Origin of the sequence: Streptomyces angustmyceticus (genome assembly GCF_019933235.1) — a bacterium.
In the GTDB taxonomy this organism is placed as follows: domain Bacteria; phylum Actinomycetota; class Actinomycetes; order Streptomycetales; family Streptomycetaceae; genus Streptomyces; species Streptomyces angustmyceticus.
In genome coordinates, this window is sequence record NZ_CP082945.1 from 7205902 (window position 1) to 7228847 (window position 22946).

22 protein-coding genes are annotated in these 22946 nt (G+C 73.8%); 14 read left to right on the plus strand and 8 right to left on the minus strand.

Features of this window, described 5'->3' with window-relative positions:
* The first annotated feature begins 2 nt into the window (after positions 1-2).
* The 3 genes from K7396_RS32200 (at position 3) to K7396_RS32210 (ending at position 3866) form a co-directional block, all read left to right on the plus strand.
* On the plus strand, positions 3-2885 hold the full coding sequence (locus tag K7396_RS32200; RefSeq protein WP_086721785.1) for an NHLP bacteriocin export ABC transporter permease/ATPase subunit: 2883 nt from the start codon (positions 3-5) through the stop codon (positions 2883-2885).
* Positions 2886-2996: 111 nt separating this feature from the next.
* Positions 2997-3455 carry a cyclic nucleotide-binding domain-containing protein gene (locus tag K7396_RS32205; RefSeq protein WP_086721784.1) on the plus strand — a complete coding sequence of 153 codons (459 nt, stop codon included), beginning with the start codon at positions 2997-2999 and terminating at the stop codon, positions 3453-3455.
* A 93-nt stretch (positions 3456-3548) separates the two neighbouring features.
* Positions 3549-3866 carry a hypothetical protein gene (locus K7396_RS32210; RefSeq protein WP_086721783.1) on the plus strand — a complete coding sequence of 106 codons (318 nt, stop codon included), beginning with the start codon at positions 3549-3551 and terminating at the stop codon, positions 3864-3866.
* Here K7396_RS32210 and K7396_RS32215 read toward each other — a convergent pair.
* The gene (locus tag K7396_RS32215; RefSeq protein ID WP_086721786.1) at positions 3856-4806 is read right to left on the minus strand and encodes an L-tyrosine/L-tryptophan isonitrile synthase family protein; all 951 of its coding nucleotides are present in this window, start codon (positions 4804-4806) and stop codon (positions 3856-3858) included. The two genes, K7396_RS32210 and K7396_RS32215, sit on opposite strands and share 11 nt — an antisense overlap.
* Positions 4803-6068, minus strand: coding sequence for a cytochrome P450 family protein (locus K7396_RS32220; protein WP_086721782.1), 1266 nt, complete (start codon positions 6066-6068; stop codon positions 4803-4805). Before K7396_RS32220 ends, K7396_RS32215 begins: the two co-directional genes overlap by 4 nt.
* 260 nt (positions 6069-6328) lie before the next feature.
* On the opposite strand from K7396_RS32220, the gene K7396_RS32225 reads away from it, so the two are divergent.
* Genes K7396_RS32225 through K7396_RS32235 form a run of 3 tightly spaced genes read left to right on the plus strand, consistent with a single transcriptional unit; the run spans position 6329 to position 9452 of the window.
* The gene (locus K7396_RS32225) at positions 6329-6610 is read left to right on the plus strand and encodes a hypothetical protein (RefSeq protein WP_223660268.1); all 282 of its coding nucleotides are present in this window, start codon (positions 6329-6331) and stop codon (positions 6608-6610) included.
* The gene (locus K7396_RS32230) at positions 6607-8985 is read left to right on the plus strand and encodes a heavy metal translocating P-type ATPase (protein ID WP_086721780.1); all 2379 of its coding nucleotides are present in this window, start codon (positions 6607-6609) and stop codon (positions 8983-8985) included. Before K7396_RS32225 ends, K7396_RS32230 begins: the two co-directional genes overlap by 4 nt.
* Complete coding sequence (locus K7396_RS32235; RefSeq protein WP_086721779.1) at positions 8982-9452, plus strand: copper chaperone PCu(A)C; 471 nt, start codon at positions 8982-8984, stop codon at positions 9450-9452. Before K7396_RS32230 ends, K7396_RS32235 begins: the two co-directional genes overlap by 4 nt.
* Before the next feature lie 131 nt (positions 9453-9583).
* Here the strand turns inward: K7396_RS32235 and K7396_RS32240 are convergent, their stop codons facing one another.
* Entirely contained in the window at positions 9584-10177 is a 594-nt protein-coding gene (locus tag K7396_RS32240; protein ID WP_086721778.1) for a sigma-70 family RNA polymerase sigma factor, read from the minus strand.
* 49 nt (positions 10178-10226) lie between these two features.
* Between K7396_RS32240 and K7396_RS32245 the strand changes: the two genes are divergently transcribed.
* Positions 10227-10508 (plus strand): zf-HC2 domain-containing protein, encoded by a 282-nt coding sequence (locus tag K7396_RS32245; protein ID WP_086721777.1) that lies wholly within the window; start codon positions 10227-10229, stop codon positions 10506-10508.
* A 213-nt stretch (positions 10509-10721) separates the two neighbouring features.
* Here the strand turns inward: K7396_RS32245 and K7396_RS32250 are convergent, their stop codons facing one another.
* From K7396_RS32250 to K7396_RS32260, 3 genes are all read right to left on the minus strand, one after another.
* On the minus strand, positions 10722-11501 hold the full coding sequence (locus K7396_RS32250; RefSeq protein ID WP_152104507.1) for a PE-PGRS family protein: 780 nt from the start codon (positions 11499-11501) through the stop codon (positions 10722-10724).
* Between the two features lie 198 nt (positions 11502-11699).
* Positions 11700-11915, minus strand: a complete 216-nt coding sequence (locus K7396_RS32255) for a ferredoxin (RefSeq protein ID WP_152104506.1) — start codon at positions 11913-11915, stop codon at positions 11700-11702.
* A 4-nt stretch (positions 11916-11919) separates the two neighbouring features.
* Complete coding sequence (locus K7396_RS32260) at positions 11920-13110, minus strand: cytochrome P450 (RefSeq protein WP_152104505.1); 1191 nt, start codon at positions 13108-13110, stop codon at positions 11920-11922.
* Positions 13111-13223: 113 nt separating this feature from the next.
* Between K7396_RS32260 and K7396_RS32265 the strand changes: the two genes are divergently transcribed.
* The 7 genes from K7396_RS32265 (at position 13224) to K7396_RS32295 (ending at position 21171) form a co-directional block, all read left to right on the plus strand.
* Positions 13224-13868 carry a TetR/AcrR family transcriptional regulator gene (locus K7396_RS32265; protein WP_152104504.1) on the plus strand — a complete coding sequence of 215 codons (645 nt, stop codon included), beginning with the start codon at positions 13224-13226 and terminating at the stop codon, positions 13866-13868.
* Positions 13869-14014: 146 nt separating this feature from the next.
* Positions 14015-14416, plus strand: coding sequence for a hypothetical protein (locus tag K7396_RS32270; protein WP_170314270.1), 402 nt, complete (start codon positions 14015-14017; stop codon positions 14414-14416).
* Positions 14417-14856: 440 nt separating this feature from the next.
* Complete coding sequence (gene sbnA, locus K7396_RS32275; protein ID WP_086720295.1) at positions 14857-15804, plus strand: 2,3-diaminopropionate biosynthesis protein SbnA; 948 nt, start codon at positions 14857-14859, stop codon at positions 15802-15804.
* A gap of 15 nt (positions 15805-15819) precedes the next feature.
* A complete protein-coding gene (gene sbnB, locus K7396_RS32280) occupies positions 15820-16821 on the plus strand; it encodes a 2,3-diaminopropionate biosynthesis protein SbnB (RefSeq protein ID WP_086720294.1) in 1002 nt (333 codons plus the stop codon).
* Complete coding sequence (locus K7396_RS32285) at positions 16818-18668, plus strand: FAD/NAD(P)-binding protein (RefSeq protein ID WP_223660269.1); 1851 nt, start codon at positions 16818-16820, stop codon at positions 18666-18668. Before sbnB ends, K7396_RS32285 begins: the two co-directional genes overlap by 4 nt.
* Entirely contained in the window at positions 18665-19867 is a 1203-nt protein-coding gene (locus K7396_RS32290) for a trans-sulfuration enzyme family protein (RefSeq protein WP_086720292.1), read from the plus strand. Before K7396_RS32285 ends, K7396_RS32290 begins: the two co-directional genes overlap by 4 nt.
* Positions 19864-21171, plus strand: coding sequence for a benzoate/H(+) symporter BenE family transporter (locus K7396_RS32295; RefSeq protein WP_152104503.1), 1308 nt, complete (start codon positions 19864-19866; stop codon positions 21169-21171). The genes K7396_RS32290 and K7396_RS32295 overlap by 4 nt, the downstream gene beginning before the upstream one ends.
* A gap of 114 nt (positions 21172-21285) precedes the next feature.
* On the opposite strand, the gene K7396_RS32300 is transcribed toward K7396_RS32295, so the two are convergent.
* Positions 21286-22524 (minus strand): SPFH domain-containing protein, encoded by a 1239-nt coding sequence (locus tag K7396_RS32300; RefSeq protein ID WP_086721448.1) that lies wholly within the window; start codon positions 22522-22524, stop codon positions 21286-21288.
* Between the two features lie 104 nt (positions 22525-22628).
* Positions 22629-22850, minus strand: a complete 222-nt coding sequence (locus K7396_RS32305) for a hypothetical protein (RefSeq protein WP_086721449.1) — start codon at positions 22848-22850, stop codon at positions 22629-22631.
* Positions 22851-22946 lie beyond the last annotated feature (96 nt).

The following is a 22946-nucleotide window of genomic DNA, read 5'->3' on the forward strand; positions in this document are numbered from 1 at the left end:
CCATGCCCCCGCCCGCGGTCGTGGGACCGGGCGACACCGACGCGGTGACGCACGCCCTGGGCGGCCTCGGCACGCCCGTCGACTGCACCGGGCTGCGCCATGTCCCGCTGGAGGGCCCGCATGTGCTGTGGCTCGTCACCGGCGGATCGCTGGACCTCTTCGCGGTCGACGCCGCCGAGGAGGGCCACTGGCACTTCCTCGGCCGCCTCGAAGCGGGCACCCTCCTGCTGGGGCCGGTCGCCGGCCCGCACCACACCCTGCTCGGCCGCCCCACCCAGGACTGCCGGCTGCGCCGGATACCGCTGCGCGAACTGCCCCGCAACGACTACGGCGAGTACGGCGACACCGGCTCGTTCCCGCAGTACGGCACGCAGGACGGCTACGGCCACGACGCCGCGTACGGCGGCCAGGGCGAGGCGCCCTCCGCGCTGGAGCACGCCTTCGCGCTGGGCACCGCCCGCAGCCTGGGCGTGCTGTTCGAGGCACCGCTCGACGGCCGGCCCGCCGACGAGGCGGTGGCCGACGACGACATCCTGTGGATGCCCGTCCCGCCCGGCAGCGTGCAGTACGGCGCCACCTACAGCGCGGAGGCGGCCGGCGACCTGCTGGTGGACCCCGAGCTGTGGCAGCAGATGGTCAACCAGCAATACCGGCTGCTGTCCGCCGTCGACCGCTGGATCGAGCACCTGGAGCGCGCCCACGAGGACCGCACGGCGGCCGGCATCAAGGCCGGCGAGGCCGTCCGCGAGCGGGCCGACCAGGCGCTGATCGCGTCCATCGGCCGCCAGGACCGCGGCCGCGGCGGCACCGGGCCGGACCGGGCCGGCGACGACGCCACCTTCGCGGTCTGCCGCACGGTCGCCGAGGCGGCCCGGATCACCCTCACCGAACCCCCGAAGGGCGCCGCCGCCAACGACCGGATCACCCCGGTCGAACGGATCGCGGTCAGCTCCCGGATCCGCACCCGCGCCGTCCGGCTCCAGGGCAGCTGGTGGCGGACCAACACCGGGCCCCTGGTCGGCCACCGCGCCAAGTCCGGCGCCCCGGTGGCGCTGCTGTGGCGCCGGGGCCGCTACGAGGCGGTCAACCCGGCCTCCGGGCTGCGGATGCGCATCGGCAAGGACAACGCCGACGCCTTCGAGCCGCGCGCCGTGATGTTCTACCGCCCGCTGCCCGAGCGGCCCATGAGCCTGTGGCGGCTGATGCTCTTCAGCCTGCGCGGCACCCGGATGGACCTGCGGAACCTGGCCCTGGCCGGACTGGTGACGGTGGGTCTCGGTGCCCTCGTCCCGATCGCGACCGGCAAGGTGCTCGGCGAGTACGTGCCCAGCGCCGACAAGAGCCTGATCGTGCAGGTCTCCCTGGCCGTCGTCATCACCAGCGTCGTCTCCGCGGCCTTCATGCTGCTGCAGAACCTCACCGTGCTGCGGATGGAGGGCCGGATCGAGAGCGCGCTGCAGCCGGCGGTGTGGGACCGGCTGCTGCGGCTGCCGACGAAGTTCTTCACCGAACGCTCCACCGGCGAGCTGGCCAGTGCCGCGATGGGCATCAGCGGCATCCGGCGGGTGCTCTCCGGCCTCGGCCCGGTGGCCGTGCAGGCCACGACGGTCGGCGCGATGAACCTCGTGATGCTGCTGCTGTACAGCGTGCCGCTGGCGCTGGCGGCCCTGGCCATGCTGCTCGTCATCGGCGTGGTGTTCCTCGCCATGGGCCTGTGGGAGCTGCGCTGGCAGCGACGGCTGATCAAGCTCACCAACAAGCTCAACAACCAGGCGTTCCAGACCCTGCGCGGACTGCCCAAGCTGCGGGTCGCCGCGGCCGAGAGCTTCGCGTACGCGGCCTGGGCCCGCGAGTTCGCCCGCTCCCGTGAACTCCAGCAGAAGGCCGGCCGGATCAAGAACCTGACCACCGTCCTCAACGCGGTCTACCTGCCGGTCTGTTCGCTCACCATGTTCATGCTGCTGGCCGGGCCGGCCCGCGGCAGCATGTCGGCCGCCTCGTTCCTCACCTTCAACACCTCGGTGACGATGCTGCTGACCTCGGTCACCCAGATCACCGGCGCCTTCATCTCGGCGGCCGCCGCGATGCCGATGTTCGAGCAGATCAAGCCGGTGCTGGACGAGAAGCCCGAGGTGCGCGGCGCCAGCGCCCAGCCCGGCGCCCTGACCGGCGGCATCGAGGCCAAGAAGCTGTCCTTCCGCTACACCGAGGACGGCCCGCTCGTCCTCGACGACGTGTCCTTCCAGGTCCGGCCCGGCGAGTTCGTCGCCGTCGTCGGCCCCAGCGGCTGCGGCAAGTCGACCCTGCTCCGGCTCCTCATCGGCTTCGACAGGCCGACCTCGGGCCATGTGCTCTACGACGGGCAGGACCTGACCGCCCTGGACCAGGCGGCGGTGCGCCGCCAGTGCGGGGTCGTGCTGCAGAACGCCCAGCCGCTCACCGGCTCGATCCTGGACTGCATCTGCGGTGCCGAGTCCTTCACCCAGGAGGAGGCCTGGGCGGCCGCCGAGATGGCGGGCCTGGCCGAGGACATCAAGCGGATGCCGATGGGGCTGCACACCATGATCGCCGGCGGTGGCGCCATCTCCGGCGGCCAGCGGCAGCGGCTGATGATCGCCCAGGCGCTGGTCCGCCGCCCGCGGATCCTCTTCTTCGACGAGGCCACCAGCGCCCTGGACAACGAGACCCAGCGCATCGTCATCGACAGCACCCGCAAGCTCAGCGCCAGCCGCCTGGTGATCGCCCACCGGCTGTCCACGGTCATGGACGCGGACCGGGTCATCGTCATGGCGGACGGCCGGATCGTCGAGCAGGGCGCCCCCGCCGAGCTGCTCGCCGACACCGGCGGCCGGCTGCACGATCTGGTGCGGCGCCAGATGACCTGACCCCACCGGGACTCCACCGGGGTCCGCCCCCGTCAGCCGCCCGCCCGGCCGAGCCTTCCCGCAATCCCCGCGGACCTCCGCATATCGTGCAGGGAGCGAGCGGAGGACGCGATGGCCACCAGCAGACACCTGTTCCTTGCGATGCCGCCCGACCGGCGCCGGCGCCTGACCGACATCGCCGTCGAGGTGTCGCTGCCGCGCGCCACCCGCCTCTTCGAGGAAGGCCACCGGGCGGACCACTTCTGGATCATCCGCAGCGGACAGATCGTCCTCGACCAGCGGGTCCCCGGGCGCCGCGCCGCCGTCGTCGAGACGCTCGGCCGCGACGAACTGCTCGGCTGGTCCTGGCTGTTCCCGCCCTACCTGTGGCACTTCGGCGCGGAGACCGTCGGCCCGGTCGAGGCCGTGGAGTTCGACGCCAAGGTGGTCCGCGCCCTGTGCGAGTCCGACCCCATCCTCGGCCGCGCGATGTACCGCTACGTGGCCGAAACCGTCGCCGACCGCCTGCACGGCACCCGCGTCCGCCTGCTGGAGCTCTACGGGCCCCAGGGCAGCGGGCTGGACCCGTGACGGGCGCGCGGACGCGCCCTTGTGACGGATGACCGCCGACGCTGTGTCCGCTCACCATGAACAAGCGCCGCGGCCCGCACCACAATCGCCGCCATGACCACTGCGGACACCAGCGGGCCGACCGGCCCCTTCGACCAGCCGTCCGGCCCGGACGGCTCGCGGCGCGCGGTGAGGCATCGGCCGCGCCTCCGCTCCCCCGGACATCAGGCGCGGGCGGAGACTTCCGGGCGCAGCTCGCCACCGGCCGGCCTGCTCGCCGCGGGGCTCGGTGTCGCCGTGGTGGTGGCGCCGCCCGCCGCGGCCGCGCTCCGGGCGGGGCGGCCCGCGGCTCCCGCCGGCGACGGGAGCCCGGCACCGCCCCGCCCCGGCCGGGGAGCTTCGCGCAGCCGCTACCCCGCCTTCACCCGGTGACGAAGTGGCTCGGCCGCCCCCGGCGGTACACCAGCCGGCCGAGCCGTTCGGCCTCCGACCGGTGCAGCAACTCCCTTCGGCCGTCGGGGTGTTCGAGTACGCAGGAGTGCCACGGCGTCGTCCACACGTCGGGCGCGTCGAGCAGCCGGATGCCGAACTTGGCCGAGTCCCTGGGCTGCGGATGGATGGAGAGCCGGAAGGCGCCCGGGTGGTGTGCGCCGACCAGGTCGCCCCAGGCGCGGCTGCGCTGCATCACCGCGTAGGCGCGGCGGCGGCAGTCGCGCTGCAGCGCCGAGCGGGTGCCAGGGAACGCGACGGAGTCCTCGAAGAGGAAGCGGGTGAGGCCCTGGTAGAGGCGGCGCGTCGGCTCGTCGCTGCGGGTCAGGGACCGCAGGGTCTCCAGATCCGGGGCGTACTGCTCGAGGACCAGGGCCCGTCGGGCTTCGTGCGACAGCCGTCGCCCGTAGACGTCGCGCAGGTCGAAGACGTCCAGCCGGGTCAGGCCCTCGTCGTGGACCATGGCGCGCAGGGCGTCCGCGTAGGCGTCGATGTCGCGGTCGGGCACCCGGATGAGATCGCTGAAGACATGTCCGTCCGAGCAGATGACCACCCGTGCCCCGGGCGGGTGGACGGCCTCGATCCGGGCGCACAGGGCGTCCAGGAAGCGCAGCGCCAGCCGCTCGCCCTCGTCCGGCAGGCGACCGAGCACCTTGGCCGGGTTCGGCGACTTGCAGGGGAAGCCCGGGAGGGTGAGGACGACCGGCTCGCCCGCGGCCACCGGCGCGGCGAGCTGCCGCAGTTGGGCGGGGAAGGCGTCGGGGGTGTCGGCGTGGCCGGTGTCCAGGGTGCGGCGGTGGGGCAGCAGCTCGGCGAGTACCGCCTCGCCACCGTCCCGGTGGCCGGCGGGCGGTGCGGGACGCGGCCGGGGCGGGCTGGTCAGCACGCGGCATCCGGCCCGTCCGCGACCGGACACGTGGCCGGCGCGCCGTACGTCACCGGCAGCCGGTCCACCCCGCGCGCCAGGACCGCCGGGATCCAGCGCAGCTCGTCGTCCGGGACGGCCGGCCGCAGTCCCGGCAGCCGTCTGAGCAGGGTCCCCAGGGCGATCTGGAGCTCGATGCGGGCGAGGGCGGCGCCGGGGCAGAAGTGGGTGCCGTGCCCGAACGCGAGATGCGGGTTGGGGGTGCGGTCGAAGTGCAGGGTGTCGGCGTCGGGGAACTGCCGGGCATCGCGGTTGGCCGCGCACAGCGACACGATGACGGAGTCGCCCGCCGGGATGCGCGTCCCGTGCAGATCGGCGTCCTCGGCGAAGAACCGCCAGGTCGTCAGCTCGAACGCGCTGTCATATCGCAGGAGTTCCTCGACGGCACGGGGCAGCAGCTCCGGACGGCCGGCCAGCGCGGCCAGGTGGTCCGGGTGGCGCAGCAGGGTGACCAGGGCGGTGCTGATCTGGTTCGTCACGGGCTCCTGCCCGGCGACCAGCAGCTGGAAGATCATCGAATCCAGCTCCTCCTGCCCGATCCGGCCGTCGTCGCGGGCGGCCACCAGCCGGGAGAGCAGATCCTCGCCCCGCTCACCGCGCTTGTGGACGACGAGATCGGCGATGTACCGCTGCAGTCCGCGCAGCCGCGCCTCGTACGCCGGGCGGCCCGGGTCCGACGGGCCCACGGGCTGGACGACCTTGCCCCAGTCCCGGTCGAAGCGCTCCTCGAACTCCCCGGGCAGCCCGATGACATGGGCCAGCACCCGAAACGGGAAGCGCCCGGCGAAGACCTCGACCAGATCGGCCTCGCCGGCGTCCGGGAGCCCGTCGAGCAGAGCGTCGGCCATGGCCTGGAACCGGGGGCGGAGCCCCTCGACGCGCTGCGGCGCGAAGGCGTCGGTGATCAGCCGGCGCAGCGCGGTGTGCCGCGGCGGGTCCTGGTGGAGCAGATGCACCTGGAGCTGGGAGTGCTGGGGCTCGGGCATGATCGAGGCGCGGGCCCGCCAGGCCGCGTTGCCCCGTGCGTGGTCCTTGCCCAGCCGGGTGTCGGTCAGCGCCTGGTGCGCGGCCTCGTAGCCGGTCACCAGCCAGGCGCGGACCCCGCTGGGGAATCGCACGCGGTGGACCGGGCCGCGCTCGCGCAGCTCGGCGTACAGGGGATAGGGATCGCGGGTGTACTCCGTCCCGAACAGGTCGATGGGATCGGGGGGTGTGGACACGGTGTCCTCCTCAACGGGCGCCGGTGGACGGCGAACCGCGCCCGGGCGGCGCGGCGTTGAAGAGGTCGTGCGCGGGCCCCGTCGAGTTCCCGCCGGAATCGGGAAATCGGGCCCGGATTCCCGCGGACGCGCCGGTGTCCAAACCCAGTTAGTCGGTCCCGCGGGCCGGCGGGTTCCGGCGCGCGAACGGGATGAACCTCACCCTCCGCCGGGCCCCGGATCGCCCGCCCGGCGCCGCCTCCGCCTGCCACGATGACGCGATGTCCCGCTCTTCGGCCGACCGCAGTCGGCGCTCTCTCCGGCAGGCCGTCCCACGGCTGCTGCCCGCACGGTCGGTGTTCGGCTTCCTCGTGCTGCTGGCGCTGCTCGGCACCCTGGCGTACGCGGCCGGCGCCGCCGTCGGCCCGGTGGCCCCGGATCTGCACCCGGCGGGCGGCACCCGTACGGGAGACGACGCGCCCGCCCACGACGGGGACATGGGCGGGATGCACGGCATGGGCGCCGGAACTCCCCGGCCGGTGCGGGAGGGAGCGCCGCGATGACGTCTCCGTCCCGCTCCGACGCCCCGGCGTCACTCCCTTCCGAGGCACCGGCCCCGTCCCTCACCACCACCCTCACGGTCGGCGGGATGACCTGTGCCGCCTGCGTGGGCCGGGTCGAGAGGAAGCTCGGCCGGCTGGACGGCGTCGCCGCCACGGTGAACCTCGCCACCGGCCGGGCGACGGTCCGCCACCCCGCGGCGGTGTCCGTCACCGACCTCGTCACCACCGTCGAGGCGGCCGGATTCACCGCCCGGCCCCACGAACCCGCCCCGGCGCCGGACGCGGAGGACCGGCCGTCGCCCGCCGGCCGCCCGGACGACGGGGACGACGGCGACGCCGCCCGCGCGGAGCGGCACCGGCTGCTGGTGACCGCGGCGCTCTCGCTGCCCGTGCTGGTCCTGTCGATGGTGCCCGGCTGGCAGTTCCGCGACTGGCAGTGGCTGTGCTTCGTGCTCGCCGCGCCCGTCGCCGTATGGGGCTCCGCGCCCTTCCACGCCCGTGCGCTGCGCGGCCTGCGGCACGGCGCGGCCACCATGGACACCCTGGTCTCCCTCGGCGTCGTCGCCTCCTTCACCTGGTCCGCCTACGCGCTCTTCCTCGGCGGCGCCGGGGCGCCCGGCATGACCATGCCGTTCAGCCTGCTGCCCGCCGCCGGCGACGGCACCGCGCACCTCTACCTGGAAGCCGCCGTCGGCGTCCCGCTGTTCGTGCTGGCCGGGCGGCGGATGGAGGCCAGGGCCCGGCGCGGCACCGGCGCCGCGCTCCGCGCCCTGGCCGAACTCGCCGCCAAGGACGTCGAGGTGCGCACCGACGGCGACCGGGAGCGGGGCAGGCGCATCCCCGTGGACCGGCTGCGGGCCGGCGACCGCTTCCTGGTCCGGCCCGGCGAACGCGTCGCCACCGACGGCACCGTCGTCGAGGGCGGCTCGGCCCTGGACCTGTCCCTGATCAGCGGGGAGAGCCGCCCCGTGGAGGTCGGCCCGGGGGACGCGGTCGTCGGCGGCGCGCTCAACTCAGGTGGCCTGCTGGAGGTACGGGCCGACGCGGTGGGCGCCGACACCCAACTCGCCCGCATCACCCGGCTCGTCGAGGACGCCCAGACCGGCAAGACCACCGTCCAGCGGCTCGCCGACGCCGTCGCGGCCGTCTTCGTCCCCGGCGTCCTCACCGTCTCCGTCACCGTCCTGGGCTTCTGGCTCGGCGCAGGCGCCGACCCGCAGTCCGCGATCACCGCGGCGGTGGCCGTCCTCGTCGTCGCCTGCCCTTGTGCGCTGGGGCTGGCCACCCCCACCGCGCTGCTGGCCGCCACCGGCCGCGGCGCCCAGCTCGGCATCCTGGTGCGCGGGCCGGAGGCGCTGGAGCGGCTGCGCCGGATCGACACCGTCGTCCTCGACAAGACCGGCACCCTCACCACGGGCCGGATGAGCGTCACCGCCCTCACCGCGCGCACCGGCGGACTCGACGCCACGGAGGCGCTGCGACTGGCCGCCGTCGTCGAGCAGGGCTCCGAGCACCCGCTGGCCCGCGCGATCGGCGCGGACGCCGCCGCGCGGCTGCCGGACCGACCGCTGCCGCCCGTACGGGACTTCGCCGCCACCCCCGGATACGGCGTCCGGGGCACGGCCGACGGGTACCGGGTGGAGGTCACCCGGCCCGGCGACCTCACCGGCCTGCCCGCCCCGCTGCCGGAGGCGGTGCACACCGCCGAGACGGCCGGTCACACCGCTGTCCTCGTCACCGTCGACGGGACCCCGGAGGCCGTCCTCGCGGTCGGCGACACCCTCCGCCCCGACGGCTACCGCGCCGTCGACCATCTGCGCCGCCTGGGGCTGCGCCCGGTCCTGGCCACCGGCGACCGGGAGGCCACCGCCCGTGCGATCGCCGGCCACCTCGCCATCACCGAGGTCCACGCCGGGGCGAGCCCCGAGGACAAGGCCGCGCTCGTCACCACCCTCAAGGAGCAGGGCGCCCGGGTCGCCGTCGTCGGCGACGGCGTCAACGACGCGGCGGCCCTCGCCCTCGCCGACCTCGGGATCGCCATGGGCAGCGGCACCGACGCCGCGATCGGCGCCGCCGATGTCACCCTCGTACGCGAGGACCTCCAGGCGATCCCCGACGCGGTCCGGCTGGCCCGGCGCACCCTGGGCACCATCCGCGGCAACCTCGTCTGGGCCTTCGGCTACAACCTCGTCACCCTGCCGCTCGCCGCCGTCGGCCTGCTCAGCCCGATGCCGGCGGCCGCCGCCATGTCCGCCAGCTCACTGCTCGTCGTGGGCAACAGCCTCCGGCTGCGCGCCTGGCGGCCGGGCGGACCCGGCAGCCGGGACCGCCGCCCCCACGGCCGCCGCACCCGACCCCGTGGGGAGACCTCATGACCCGGCCGTCCGTCCCGTCCGTCCTCGTCCCGCTGCTCACCGCGCTGGTGACCCTCGGCACGCTCACCGCGTGGACCGCCGCCGGGAACGCCGGCCGGGCGGCGCGGCTGAGCATCCCCGAGGGCCGGGTGCTGATCCCCTCGGGGGCCGAGGCCACCGCCGCGTTCTTCACCCTGCGCAACACCGGCGGCGCCGACGACGTCCTGACGGGCGTCACCGGCCCCGCCGGCCACCGCGCGATGCTCAGCCGCACCGTCGACATCGGGCACAACGCCCGGAGCATGGCGATGGTCCGCGCCGCCACCGTCCCGGCCGGCGGCACCCTGACCATGACGCCGACGACCCTGGACGTCATGGTCAGCCCACCGCCGCGGCTCGCGCCCGGCGACCGGCTCACCTTCACGCTGCACTTCCGCGACAGCCCGCCGCGGACCGTACGGGCCCGCGCGGTACCGCCCGGCCGGTGAGCCCGCCGCGCACCGCACGCCACGAGGCCCTGGACCGGCAGCGGGGCCCCTGGCCCGGCATGCCACGGGGCTCATGGACCGGCCCTCGCCCGTCCATGAGCCCCGTCGTCACTCCCGCGGGCCGCGGCAGGTCAGGCCACGGCGTCCGCGTAGACCCGCGGCGCCTCCGCCGGCTCCGGGCACTCCGCCTCCGCCAGCAGCGCGACCAGCGTCTCGCGGGCGCGCGCCACCCGGGACCGCACGGTCCCCACGGGACAGCCCATCACCCCGGCCGCCGCCGCGTACGGCAGCCCCAGCAACTGCGTGAGCACGAACGCCTCCTGCCGCTGCGGCGCCAGCGCCGCCAGCAGTTCGGCCAGCGCGACACCCTCGTCGAACCCCGGCACACCCCGCGGCTGCACCCGCTCGGCGGCCGTCTGCCAGTCGTCCGTCGCCGCCAGCCGGGGCCGCGCCGCGACGGACCGGATGCGGTCCGCCACCACCCGCCGGGCGATGGTCAGCAGCCAGGTACGCGCCGACGACCGGCCCTCGAACCGCGGCAGGCTGCGCAGCGCCCGCACATAGGTGTCCTGCACCAGGTCGTCGGTCGCCTGCGGATCCCCGCTCAGATGCGCCACATAGCGCCGCACATCGAGCTGGGTGGCCCGCACGAACTGCTCGACGGCCCGCTCGTCCCCGGTACGGGCGGCCAGCGCCCAGCCCGTCACCGCCTCGTCATCCCGCATACCGCGACCGCCCCTCGCCGCGCAGCCGTGCGTCGGGGAGGATGGACGCATGCACTGCTCGCGCATCCGTACGGCACTCTCCGCCCGCCTCGACGGGGAGGAACCGCCCCCCGGGCTCACTCCCGGCCGGCTCGACGACCACCTGGCCGGCTGCCGGGACTGCCGACGGTGGGACGCGCGGGCACGAGCCCTCGCGGCCGGCCTCGGCCGCGCCGCCGCGCACCCCGAGGACGACCCGGCCGCCGCCGACGCGCTGCTCGCGCGGCTGCGGGCGGCCGCCGCGGGACCGGGGGCGAGCGGCGCCGACACGGGCGGCAAACGGGCCGGTTGACGCGGCGGCCGGCGGGCACCCGCCGCCGTCGGCCGGTGCGCCGGGAACGGACGCGGGCAGCGGCGCCGCCGGCATCCGGACATCGATCATCATCTGGAGTCCTTCGCATGATCCGGTCGCCGCGCACGGCGGGGACCGGTGAAGTCGGAGCCGGGACGCCGGCGGGTGCGCTCGGCACCCGCCCGTCCACCGGCTCGGGATCACGACCTGCTGTCAGCGGACAGCCGGCTCATGCGGCGGACCCCGCAACGACCTCGTATACGCCAGCAGCAACTGCCGCACCGCACGCCGCGGCTCCTGGCGGGCGGCGCGGACGGCGGGCCGCGGATCGGGCAGCAGGATCCGCAGCACGAGCACCAGCGGGGCGAACAGCCGGGCCGACACGGTCCGCACGAGCCGGAACGCGGCCCGTTCACCGCCCCACAGCCACACCGCGCTGAGCAACGCGACCAGCAGGTGGGCCGCCAGCATCCCGGCGGCGCTGCCGTGCATCCCCGGCATCTGCGCGGCGTGGTCCATACCGCCCATGGAGCCCATCGACCCCATGTGCCGCATGGACTCCATGCCGCCCGTGTCCCGCATGCCGTGCGCACGGCCCGTCGAGGACAGGGCCGCCATCTGCTGGTGCATCAGCCGCAGCAGCCGCGCGCCGTCGGGACCGGAGAGCCGCGTGCCCTCGGCCCCGCACAGCCAGCTGTCCGCCCACTGGCGCGCGAGCGAACGCTCGCCGCCACCGGCGACGGCCTGGCCGAACGAGAAGGCACTGTGCAGGGCGGCCTGGGTGCCGACGGTCAGCAATCCCACCCACAGCGGCCCGCGTTCCCGGCCCGCGCAGCACCAGCCGACGGCCGCGGTCCCCGCCCAGGCGGTGAGCAGCATCCACGCCGGCACCACGGCATCCGACATCGCCATGTGCCCCAGCGCGGCGAGCAGCACGCACACCGCCGCGAACACCGCGGCGCGTAGCCCCCTGAGAACCTGCCCCGCAACCATGACAGGCCCATCGTCGCACCCCGGCCCCTGAGTGGAGCGAGAGGGGCCCTTCCTGCGGGGCAGGGGCCGGTGCCGACGCGTCACGGGCGGGGCGCCGGGCGGGGAACCGGACACCACGACGGGGCGCGGCCCGATGCCGCGCCCCGTCGGATACCGCCGTGGCGTCCCGTACTCCCGGTGGTGCCGCTGCCGCCGCGGCTACGGCCGGGGCCCGATGACCTTCTCGCCGTCCCGGACGGTGATGGCGACGGCCGGGCAGACGTCGGCGGCGTCCAACGCCCGCTCGTCCTCGTCGATCAGCTCCCGCAACGGGCGGGCGTGCGTGCCGTCCAGGGTGAAGAGGTCCGGCGCGACGGCCGCGCAGGATCCCGACGCCATGCACTGCAGGGGGTCGATCTCCACATGCCAGGTCATCGCTTCACCACCCCACCGGCATGACCCGCGGCCCGCGCACCAGCATCTGGCTCTTCCACTCCACATCGCCGGCCAGCCGCAGTTCCGGGAACCGGGTGATCAGGGCGAGCAGCGCCTCCTGCAGCTCCAGCCGGGCCAGCGGCGCGCCCAGGCAGTGGTGCACGCCGTGGCCGAACCCGAGGTGCTGGTTCCCGCTCCGGGAGATGTCCAGCGTCCCCGGCGAGTCGAAGCGCAGCGCGTCCCGGTTGGCCGCGCCCACCGCCACCAGGACGGGGCTGCCGGCCCGCACCAGGGTCCCGCCGACCTCGACGTCCTCCGTCGCGTAGCGGGGCTGGCTCGCGCCGCTGCCGAGCGGCACGAACCGCAGCAGCTCCTCCACGGCCTTGCCGATCAGCTCAGGACGTTCGCGCAGCAGGGCGAGCTGGCCGGGGTGGTCCAGCAGCGCGAGCACGAAGTTGGGGATCTGGGTGGCGGTGGTCTCGTGTCCGGCGACCAGGATCCCGACGCACAGGTCGACGAGTTCGAGTTCGGTCAGCCGGTCGTTGACATCCCGGGCGTCGATGAGCGCCGTCATCAGGTCGTCCTGCGGCGCGCGCCGGTGCTCCTCGATCAACTGCCGCATATAGGAGCGGAGTTCCTCCTGATTGGCATCGAACTCCGCCGAGGTCAGGGAACTCGTCGACAGCGCCGCGTCGCTCCACACCCGGAACCGCGGCCGGTCCTCGGTGGGCACCCCGAGCAGCCGGCAGATCACCGCGACGGGGATCGGCAGCGCATAGCGGTCCACGAGGTCGGCGGGCGGTCCGGCCGCCTCCAGCTCGTCGAGCATCTCGTGCGCCAGCTCTTTGACCTGGGGCCGGAGCTTCTCGACCTGACGGACGGTGAAGGCCTTCGCCACCAGCGTGCGCAGCCGGGTGTGGTCGGGCGGGTCCATGCCCAGGATGCCGCTGTCGCGGCGCCCTTCGGACTGCCGGGGCTCGTCGTGCCGGACGCCCTCGGCGCGGCTGAAGCGCTGGTCGCCCAGGACGAACCGGGCCTCGGCGTACCGGGTCACGAGCCAGGCCGGCTCGCCGTACGTCATCCGCACCTTCAGCAGCCCGGGGCGGTTGCGGGCGTGTTCGTACTCTTCGGAAAGCTCAAGGCTCTCGGCGACATTGAAGGGGTAGGAGAGGGGTGCTGTGTCGGCTGTGGTCATGGTGACCTCCCTTGTGTAAGCACCTGCTTACAAAAGGTAGGCCGCTCCCCTCGGGGCGGTCAACGATGCATTGTGGCCGTCATCCTGACGGGCCAACGGAGAGGAGCGTGGCGATGGCCAAGACCCCGCAGCACGGCGCGGAGAGCACCACCCGCCGGGACGCGCAGGGCACCCGGCTGCGGTTGCTCGACGCCGCGTCGGGGCTGTTCGCGGAGCGTGGCTACGAACGGGCGACGGTGCGCGACATCGCGGACCGCGCCGGGGTCAACCAGGCCCTGCTGTTCCGCTACTTCGGCTCGAAGAAGGCGCTGTTCGGGGAGGTGATGGCACGTGGCGGCCATGAACAGCTGCGCACCACTCCGGCCGAGCGGCTGTTCGAGGTCGCGCTGCGCGGCATGCTGGCCGGGGGCCGGGAGGGCACCGACCGCTCGCTGGAGGTGTGCCTGCGCTCCATCGGCGGCAGCGACGAGATCGCGGGGGCGCTCCGGGGGCTGGGGGAGGAGTACGCGGCGGTGCTGGCCACGCTCTCCGAGTCCGATACCGGCACGCTGCGGGGCGATCTGGCCCTGTCCTGGCTGCTCGGAATTGGCCTGATGCGTGTGGTGGTCGGCAAGGAGCCCCTGGTAAGCGCCGACCCCGACACGGTGTGCCGGCTCGTCGTGGGCGCGTTGGGAGGGCTGTTGGAGGGGCTGCCGCAGACCGGGGAGGCCGGTGGGGCCGGGGGAGCCGACGGGCGGGACGGCCCGGCTCCGGGGTGAGCGGGCGGGGCGCGGCACGGCCTGTCGCCGTGTGTGCTGCGTTCCAGTGACTCTGCGGCGGGGCGCGGGGCGATGGGGGGAAATCCGCTTATTGTCACTTTTGCAGAGAATATTCCTTTTCTGCACAGTCGAGTGAAGGTGGAAACATGCTCCGTTCGATCCCTCGCGGCCTTGCAGTGGCCGGCCTGGCTGCGGCTGCCCTGGTGGTGCCGACGGCAGGCGCCGCCACCGCCGCAACTCCGGTCCCCCAAGCCGCGCAGAGCCCCAAGTGCTTCTCGCACCACCACTGCGACCACGGCCGCTACGGCGACCGGCACCACAACAGACACCACCGCCACCACGGCCGCCGCCACGGCCGCTTCGGGCACGGTGGCCACGACGGCTACGACGGCATCGGCCGCGACAACGGCAACGACAGCTTCGGCCGGGACAGCGGCTACGAGCGCGACGGCTTCGGGCGCGACGGCATGGGCCGCGACGGCATGGGCCGCGACGGTGCCCAGGGCAAGGAAGGGCTGCTCGGCCTGGGGCTGCTCGGCCTCCTCTAGGACCCGACGGCACGTCACGCGGTGGGCCCGGGATCACGATCCCGGGCCCGCTGCATGTCCTGCCACGGGTACGGATTCCGCCGGCCTTCGAGGGGAACGGGAACGTGCCGCCGGCGGTGCCGCGCACCGGGGCGGGCCGCCCGCTCAAAAGGAAGAATTCATTCCGCCATGACGGCCCCGCATTTCACCTTTCAACGTTTGTTGTTTTCCGGTGAATCATTGTCAAGGGGCTGGCGGAGTGGCAGGATTGCCCTGTCGCATCATGAATGGGGGATGTGCGACCAACGGGGACGGGGGGAAGGGTCCCTTCTGCGTAGCGCACCTGACCCGTGCGCCGACCAACAAGCCCATGGGCACCTCGCTTCTGCGAGTGCGCTTGCTGTGCGCTGCCCAATGTGACGGTTTGGATTCTGGTGATAGCGGAAGAAGTTTATGATCTCGTGCTGGATGATCTCTTCATCCGGCTCGACCAACTGGTGCCGGGGAGTTCCGTTTTCCTGAAACTGGAAGGTCTCAATCCTGCTGGTTCGGTAAAGCTCAAGACCGCCGTCGCCCTCGTGGAGGCGGCCGAGGATTCCGGGTACTGCTTTCCGCGGACCCGGCTGATCGAGTCGACGTCGGGAAATCTCGGCGTCGCCCTGGCCATGGTGTGCGCGGCAAAGGGCTATGCCCTGACCTGTGTCACGGACCCCAACGCCACCCTCCAGTCGCGACGCCTGATGGAGGTGCTCGGCGCCGAGGTGGCCGTCATCGACGTCCGGGACGCCCAGGGCGGCTATCTGCAGTCACGTATCGACTACATCCGCGAGCGCCTGCGCCGCGATCCCGGACTCCACTGGCTGAACCAGTACGCCAACCCGGCCGGGCCGCGGGCGCACCGGGACCGTACAGGCCGTGCGCTCCTGCGGGAGATCGGCCACATCGACTACGCCTTCATCGGGGCCGGCACGACGGGGACGCTGATGGGCTGCGCGGAGTACCTCCGCCGGCACAGCCCCGTCACCCGGATCATCGCGGTGGACGCCGAGGGCTCCGTGACCTTCGGCGGGCCGCCCGCCCGGCGCCACATTCCCGGTCTCGGGACCAGCAGGCGCCCGGAAATACTCGACACGCGGAACATCGACGAGGTTGTGCTCATTCCCGAAGCGGATTCCGTCGACATGTGCCGGACGCTGGCCGAAGAACGCGGACTGCTCCTGGGCGGGTCGACCGGCACGGTGCTGTGCGCCGTGCAGGACGCGGCCAAGGACATCCCGGACGGCAGTGTCGTGGCGGCGATCTCGCCGGACTTCGGCGACCGCTATCTGGAGACCATCTACAACGACGCATGGGTGGCCGAGCGCTGGCCCCGCATAACCGGCCACAAGATATCTCAGGCACCGGCCTGAGAGGGGGGAAGCTGAATGTTCGACTTCGAGATCGTGGCCGGGGAAACGGTCCGTCATACCCTCGACGGTAAACGGGGAGACGTTCTCGGTATTGTCCGCAGCGCCTATCTGGCGCACGAGTCCGGGGATTCCGTCAATCCCGACAGCTACTTCCTCCGCTTCCCGGACAAGCCGGATTCCCGGATCATCGCGCTGCCCGCGTTCCTGGGCGCCGATGTCCAGCTCGCCGGCATCAAATGGATTGCGAGCTTCCCGGGCAACACCCGTATCGGGGCCCCGCGCGCCTCGGCCGTCCTCCTGCTGAACGACTACGAGACCGGCTACCCGATCGCCTGCCTGGAAGCCGCGAGCATCAGCTCGGCGCGCACCGCCGCCTCCGCGGCCGTCGCCGCCACCGCGCTGCGCCCGGACGGCTTCGCCGGCACCCGGATCGCCGTCGTGGGCGGCGGCGTCATCGCCCGCAACATCTGCGACTACCTGGCCGTCGCGGGCTGCGTACCGGACTCCTACCTCGTCCACGACCTCGACGAGGCGTCCGGACAGGCCCTGGCCGCCCATGTGCGCGGAACCCAGCACTGTCCGGCCGACTTCACCGCCGACCTCGGTGCCGCGCTGCAGGCCGACACCGTCGTCTTCGCCACGACCGCGCTGGAGCCCTACGTCAGCACGCCGTTCAAGCCCGGACAGCTCGTGCTCCACATCTCCCTGCGCGACCTCGCCCCCGAGGTGATCCTCGCGGCGGACAACGTCCTCGACGACATCGACCACTGCCTCAAGGCCCGGACCTCGCCCCACCTCGCCGAGCAGCGCTCCGGCTCCCGCGACTTCGTCAACGGCACCCTCGCCGGTGTGCTGAACGGCGAGGTGACGCTCTCCCCGGACCGCCCGGTGATCTTCTCGCCGTTCGGACTGGGCGTACTGGACCTGGCGGTCGGCGCGTTCGTCCTGGGCGAGGCCCGCAAGGACGGCACCGCGATCGAGGTGCCCCACTTCTTCGGGGAGACCCGCCGGTGGTGAACCACATACCCCGCTCCGTCGCGATCGTGGGCGCCGGACCGCGCGGGCTCGGCCTCGTCGAGCGGCTGGTCGCGCACTGCCTCGACCGGCCCGCCCCGCTCACCGTCCACCTCATCGACCCGCAGCCCCTGGGCCCCGGATTCCACCTCCCGGAGCAGCCCGACCACCTCCTGCTCAACACCGTCTGCGCCCAGCTGACAGCCTTCGCCGACGCGGAGATGGTCGACGGCCCCGTCCCGGTGCCCGGCCCCTCGCTGCACACCTGGTGCCGGCAGCGGGACCTGCGGCTGGCGGACGACGGCTACACGGTGCGCGAGGGCGAGGGCCGGGAGATCCGGCCGAACGACTTCCTGCCGCGCAGGCTCCTGAGCGCCTACCTCGCCTGGGCGGCGGAGGAGATCACCGCCGCCGCGCCCGCGTCCTTCACGCTGGTCCGGCACCGTACGACCGCCGTCGACATCGTCCCCGGCGCGGCGGACACCGAGACGGTGGTCCTCGCCGACGGCAGCCGTCTCGACGCCGACGCCGTCTTCGTCACCGTCGGGCACCACACGCTCTACGAGCCCCCAACGCCCGCCTCCGACCCGCGGCTGGTCACCCGTCCCTACCCGCTGCCCGAGGCACTCGACGGCATCGGCCCCGGCGACCGCGTGGCCGTCCTCGGCACCGGCCTGACCGCCATGGACGTCATCGCCACGCTGACGCTCGGACGCGGCGGCCGGCACACGACGGGCGCGGACGGCATGCGCTATCTCCCCAGCGGGAGGGAGCCGTCGATCGTGCTCACCAACCGCTCCGGGCTGCCCTCGCGCAGCCGCCCCCGCCTGCATCCGGGACGGGTGCGCTTCGCGCCGCTGGTGCTGACCCCGGAACGTCTCGACGCCCTGCGCGCCCACCGCCCGCAGGGACGGCTGCACTTCGCCGACGACGTCCTGCCGCTGGTCGAGGCCGAGATGGAACTCGCCTACTACCGCACGCTGCTGGCCCGGGAGACCGGCGACGCCATGGACGCGGGCCTGGAACTCACCAGGCGCTGCGCCCGGACGGGCCACGAGAGCGTACGGGCCGGGCTGCGCGCCCGGTTCGGCCCCTGCCCGGTGCCCGGCATCCTGTCCGCGGACCTCACGGACCGGCAGTGGACGGGGTACGACGCCTACCGCGACTGGTTCCTCGGCGAGGTCGCCACCGACCTGGCCGAGGCGGAGGAGGGCCTCGGCGCGAGCCCGCTGAAGGAGGCCCTGGAGGTCCTGCGCGACCACCGCGACGTGCTGCGCGCGGTCATCGACCCGCCCGGCGTCGACGACGCCTCGTCGGCCGCGTTCTTCGGGGAGTTCGCCCCGACGGTGAACCGGCTGGTGATCGGCCCGCAGCTGGACCGGTCGGCGGAACTGCTCGCCCTGATCGACGCGGGGATCGTCCGGCTCGGCCCCGGCCCGCGCCCCAAGCTCGTCGCACCGGCCGGAGCGGGCCCGTGGCGGCTGGAATCCACCTGCCTGGCCGAGCCGTCGCGGATGGAGGCCGACCACGTGGTGCAGGCGCATCTGGCCGAGCCCGCCGCCGACCGGGTGCCCGGCTCCCTGCTGGGCACGCTCGTCGCCGCGGGCCGCCTGCGCACCCTCGCCCACCGCGGCGGAACGGTGCACGGACTCGACGTCACCCGGCAGGGCCAGGGCGTCGACCGTACGGGTACCGCGCAGCCGCGCCTGTTCCTCCTCGGCCCGCACACCGAGGGATCGAGCTACTACAACCACTACGTGCCCTCGCCCGGCGTGCCCTCCCGCGCGCTGCGCGACGCGGAACTCGCCCTGGGCACTGCCCTGCCGGACCTGATGACGAGGAAGCGATGACCCACAGCGAGACCTTCACCCCGTGGACCCAGGAGTACCGGCCCGAGACACGCGCCGCACAGGGCGACGGCTGGCGCTGCCCGACCACCGGCGCCCTCCCGCCCCCGATCGGGCTGGGGGCCACCTACGCGCGCGACGACCAGTACCGTTCGCCCGCCGGGCTGGCCTACCTCCGCGACCAGGGGACGCCGGGCTACGAGCAGGTCGAGCAGGTCGTGGCGGGCCTGGAGGGCGGCTCGGACGCGCTCGTCCTCTCGTCCGGGATGGCCGCCGCCACCGCCGTCTTCCAGGTGCTGCCCGCCGGGGCACGGGTCGTGGTCCCGCAGACTATGTACTTCGGACTCACCAAGTGGCTGCGGGAGTTCGGCCCCGCGCGGGGACTGGAGGTCGTCCAGGCGCCCATGAACGACCTGGACGCGGTGGCGGCCGCCGTGGACGCGGCCCCGACCGCGCTGGTGTGGGCGGAGTCCCCGGCGAACCCCACCTGGACGGTGACCGACCTCGCCGGGTGCGCCGAGATCGCCCACCGGGCCGGTGCCCTCTTCGGCGTCGACAACACCGTCGCCACCCCGGTGCACTCCCGGCCGTTCGCCCTCGGCGCCGACCTGATCATGCACTCCGGCACCAAGTACCTCAACGGCCATACGGACGTCGTCGCCGGACTGCTCGTCAGGGCGCCGGAGAGCACGGAGGCCAGGGACGCGATCTGGGAGCGGCTCCAGCTGCACCGCCGGCTGACCGGCCCGATACTCGGCCCGCTGGAGACCTACCTCCTCATGCGCGGCATCCGCACGCTCTTCCCGCGGATGCGGCAGATCTCGGCCACCGCGCAGACCGTGGCCGAGCACTTCGCCGGCCACCCCCTCATCCGCCGCGTCGCCTACCCCGGGCTGCCCACCGACCCCGGACACGAGATCTCCGCCCGCCAGATGACCGGGGGGTTCAGCGGCATGCTCTCCCTGCACGTCGACGGCCCCTGGCAGCAGTCCCTGCGCACCGCCAACCACTGCGAACTCTTCATCCGCGCCACGTCGTTGGGCGGCGTCGAGAGCCTCGTCGAACACCGCTACACCTTCGAAGGGCCGGGTAGTACCTCGCCGAAGGACATGCTGCGCCTGTCCATAGGTCTGGAAAGCCCCGCAGACCTCGTCGCCGACCTCGAACAGGCCCTTGAAAAGGCCGCGAAGGACAACCGTTGAGTTCCCAGACACCCACCCCCCACCCCGACGCCGCCCCGCCGGACTCCGCCCCGCCGGCGGGCGCCGCGGCCCCGGAGGGCGCCGGCGCGCCCCCCGCGGCGGCGCCGGGGCGCCGGCCCGGCCTCGTGCGCGACGCCTCGCTGTCCGCCGTGCTCGCGGGCTTCGTCGCCGTCGTCGTGTCCTACTCGGGCCCGCTCGTCATCGTGCTCGCCGCGGCGTCCGCCGGGCACCTCGACACCGCCCAGACCAGCTCCTGGGTCTGGGCCATCTCCATCGGCAGCGGCCTGACCTGCATCGGGCTGAGCCTGCGCACCAAGATGCCGGTGATCACCGCATGGTCGACACCGGGCGCCGCCCTGCTGGTGACGAGCCTGGGGGCGTACTCCTACGCGGAGGCCATCGGGGCCTTCCTCATCACCGGGCTGGTGATCACCCTGGTCGGGCTGACCGGGGTGTTCGGGTGGCTGATGCGGCAGGTGCCCACCGCCGTCGTCTCCGCCATGCTCGCCGGCATCCTGTTCTCCTTCGGCACCGGAGTCTTCACCTCCCTCAAGACCGCGCCGCTCATCGCCGGTTCGGTGCTGGTCGCCTACCTCCTGGCCAAGCGCTGGCTGCCCCGCTACGCCGTCCTCGTCGCCCTGGCGGCCGGCGTCCTGGCCAGTGCGGCGAGCTCCCGGCTGGACATCCACCTGGACCGGATCGAGCTGGCCAAGCCGGTGCTGACGACCCCGGACTTCTCGCTCGCCTCCCTCATCGGCATCGCGGTGCCCATGATCCTGGCGACCCTCGCCTCGCAGAACGCACCGGGCATGGCGGTGCTCACCGCGTCGGGCTACCGCCCCAAGGACCGCCTGCTGATCGGTTCGACGGGCCTGGTCTCCACCCTCCTCGCCCCGTTCGGCTCGCACGCCATCAACCTCGCGGCGATCACGGCCGCGATCTGCACCGGCCCCGAGTCCCACCGCGACCCCCGGCGCCGGTACGTGGCCGGGGTCTCCTGCGGCGCGTTCTACCTCCTCATCGGGGCGTTCGGCTCGACGCTGGTGGTGCTCTTCGCGGGGCTGCCCAAGGAGCTGGTGGCGGCGGTGGCCGGCGTCGCGCTGCTCGGTGCCCTGGCCGGCGGCCTGACCGGTGCGGTGAAGGAGGAGAAGGACCGCGAGGCGGCCCTGATCGCCTTCCTCGCCACCGCCTCCGGCGTCACCCTCTTCGGCATCGGCTCCGCCTTCTGGGGCCTGCTCTTCGGAGTCATCGCCCACCTCGTCCTGACCCGCCGGCGCGCCGCGTCCGAGAAGCCCGCCGCCTGACCGCCCCGCCGCTCCGGGAGGGCAGGCCGGGCCCCGCAGGGCCGCCGGACACCTCTGCCGTGTCCGGCGGCCCTGCGCCTCCCGGGCCGTGCCACGGGCGCGGTCGGGGACCGGTCAGGACGAGCCGGACCCGGCGCCGTCCCGCTTCAGGTTCGTCACCTTCTGCGGCAGCGGCCCCGTACCGTCGGCGAGCGGGGGAGCGGAACCGGATGTGCCGGTCCCGTTCTTGAGGCTGTCGAGAATGGCCAGCCCCTCGCCGACGATGCCGGAGGCGATCTCGTTGATCCCTTCGGTGCCGTTGAGGACGGTCAGCCGGGCATGGGCGAGGCCCTCGGCCGCCGCCTTGGTGAGGGCGGGGAGGTTCTCGATGGTGCGGTTGGCGGCGATCAGCTCCTGGTTGCCGTCCCGCAGCGAGCCCGCGAGGGCCGTGTTGGCGTCGGCCCGGGCCTGGGCGACGGCCCGCTCGCTGTAGGCGCGGGCGTCCGCCTCGAAGCGGACCTGGTCGCGCTGGGCCTCGGCCAGCGTGCGCAGCCGGTAGGCCTCGGCGTCCGCGGGCCGGCGCACCTCGGCCTCCAGCCGCTGCGCGGCCAGCGCGGCCTGCCGCTGGGCCAGCGAGGTCTGTTCCTCGATGACCTCCTGCGAGGCCCTGGCCTGCGACAGCGGCCCGGCCTGCGCGGCGCGGGCGTTGGACTGCTCGGTCTCGGCGAGGAAGCCCGCCCGCTTGATCGCGGTGTCCCGCTCGTACTCCGCCTTGAGCGCCGCCGCCTGCTGTTCCCGCTCGGTCGCCTCCTGGTCGGCCTTGGCCTGCGCGATCCGGGCCGCGCTGGCGACCGCGGCGGCGTGCGGGGCGGCGAGGTTGGTGATGTAGCCGGAGGTGTCGGCGATCTCCTGGATCTGCAGGGCGTCGACGACGATGCCGAGCTTCTCCATCTCGGAGTGGCTGCCGTCCTTGACCTCCTGGGCGACCCGGTCCCGCTCCCGGATGATCTGCTCGACGGTCAGCCCGCCGACGATCGAGCGCAGGTGACCGGCGAAGATCCGGCCCACCAGTTCCTCCATGGTGGCCTGCTCGTCCAGGAAGCGGCGGGCGGCGTTGGCGATCGAGGTCTGGTCGTCGCCGACCTTGAAGACGGCGACCGCCCGGACGCCGATCCGGATGCCCTGCTGGGTGACGCAGTCCTCGGAGATCTCCGCCTCCCGCAGCGACAGCGCCAGCACGCTCGCCTTCTGCTTGACGGGCATGACCCAGCAGCCATGGCCCGTGACGATACGGAATTGGGCGTCCCCGGTCCGGCGCTTCGAACCGGAGATCAACAGCGCCTCGTTCGGCGCGGGAACATGCCAGAACAACATCGAAGGCTCCTGGTCCGTTGCGACCGGTCCCGGGCCGGTGGGCGGGGACGGCCGCCGGAAGGGCGGCGACCCGGATGGCCGGCGCCGCCCTCGGGACGGCCCGGTCAGGCGGGCAGCGGCGCGACGATCACCGACCGCGCCGACGTGTGCTCCACCACGATGACCTGGGTATGGCGGGCGATGGGCTCGCGGGACCAGGCGGCGAAGGCCTCGGTCCCGCCGCGTACGGGCAGCAGCACCTCGCCGGGCCCGTCGGTCGGGATCGAGACGGTGACCCGCCCGATCACCCCGATCGGGCTGAAGTCCGTGTCATCCGTCGCGCTCACCCGGGCTCCGTCGCTGGTCAAAGCCGCTGCCGGGCGGGACCCCGGCAGCGGGACATCCTCGACAACTCAACGGTACTCCGGCCCGGCCGCCCCATC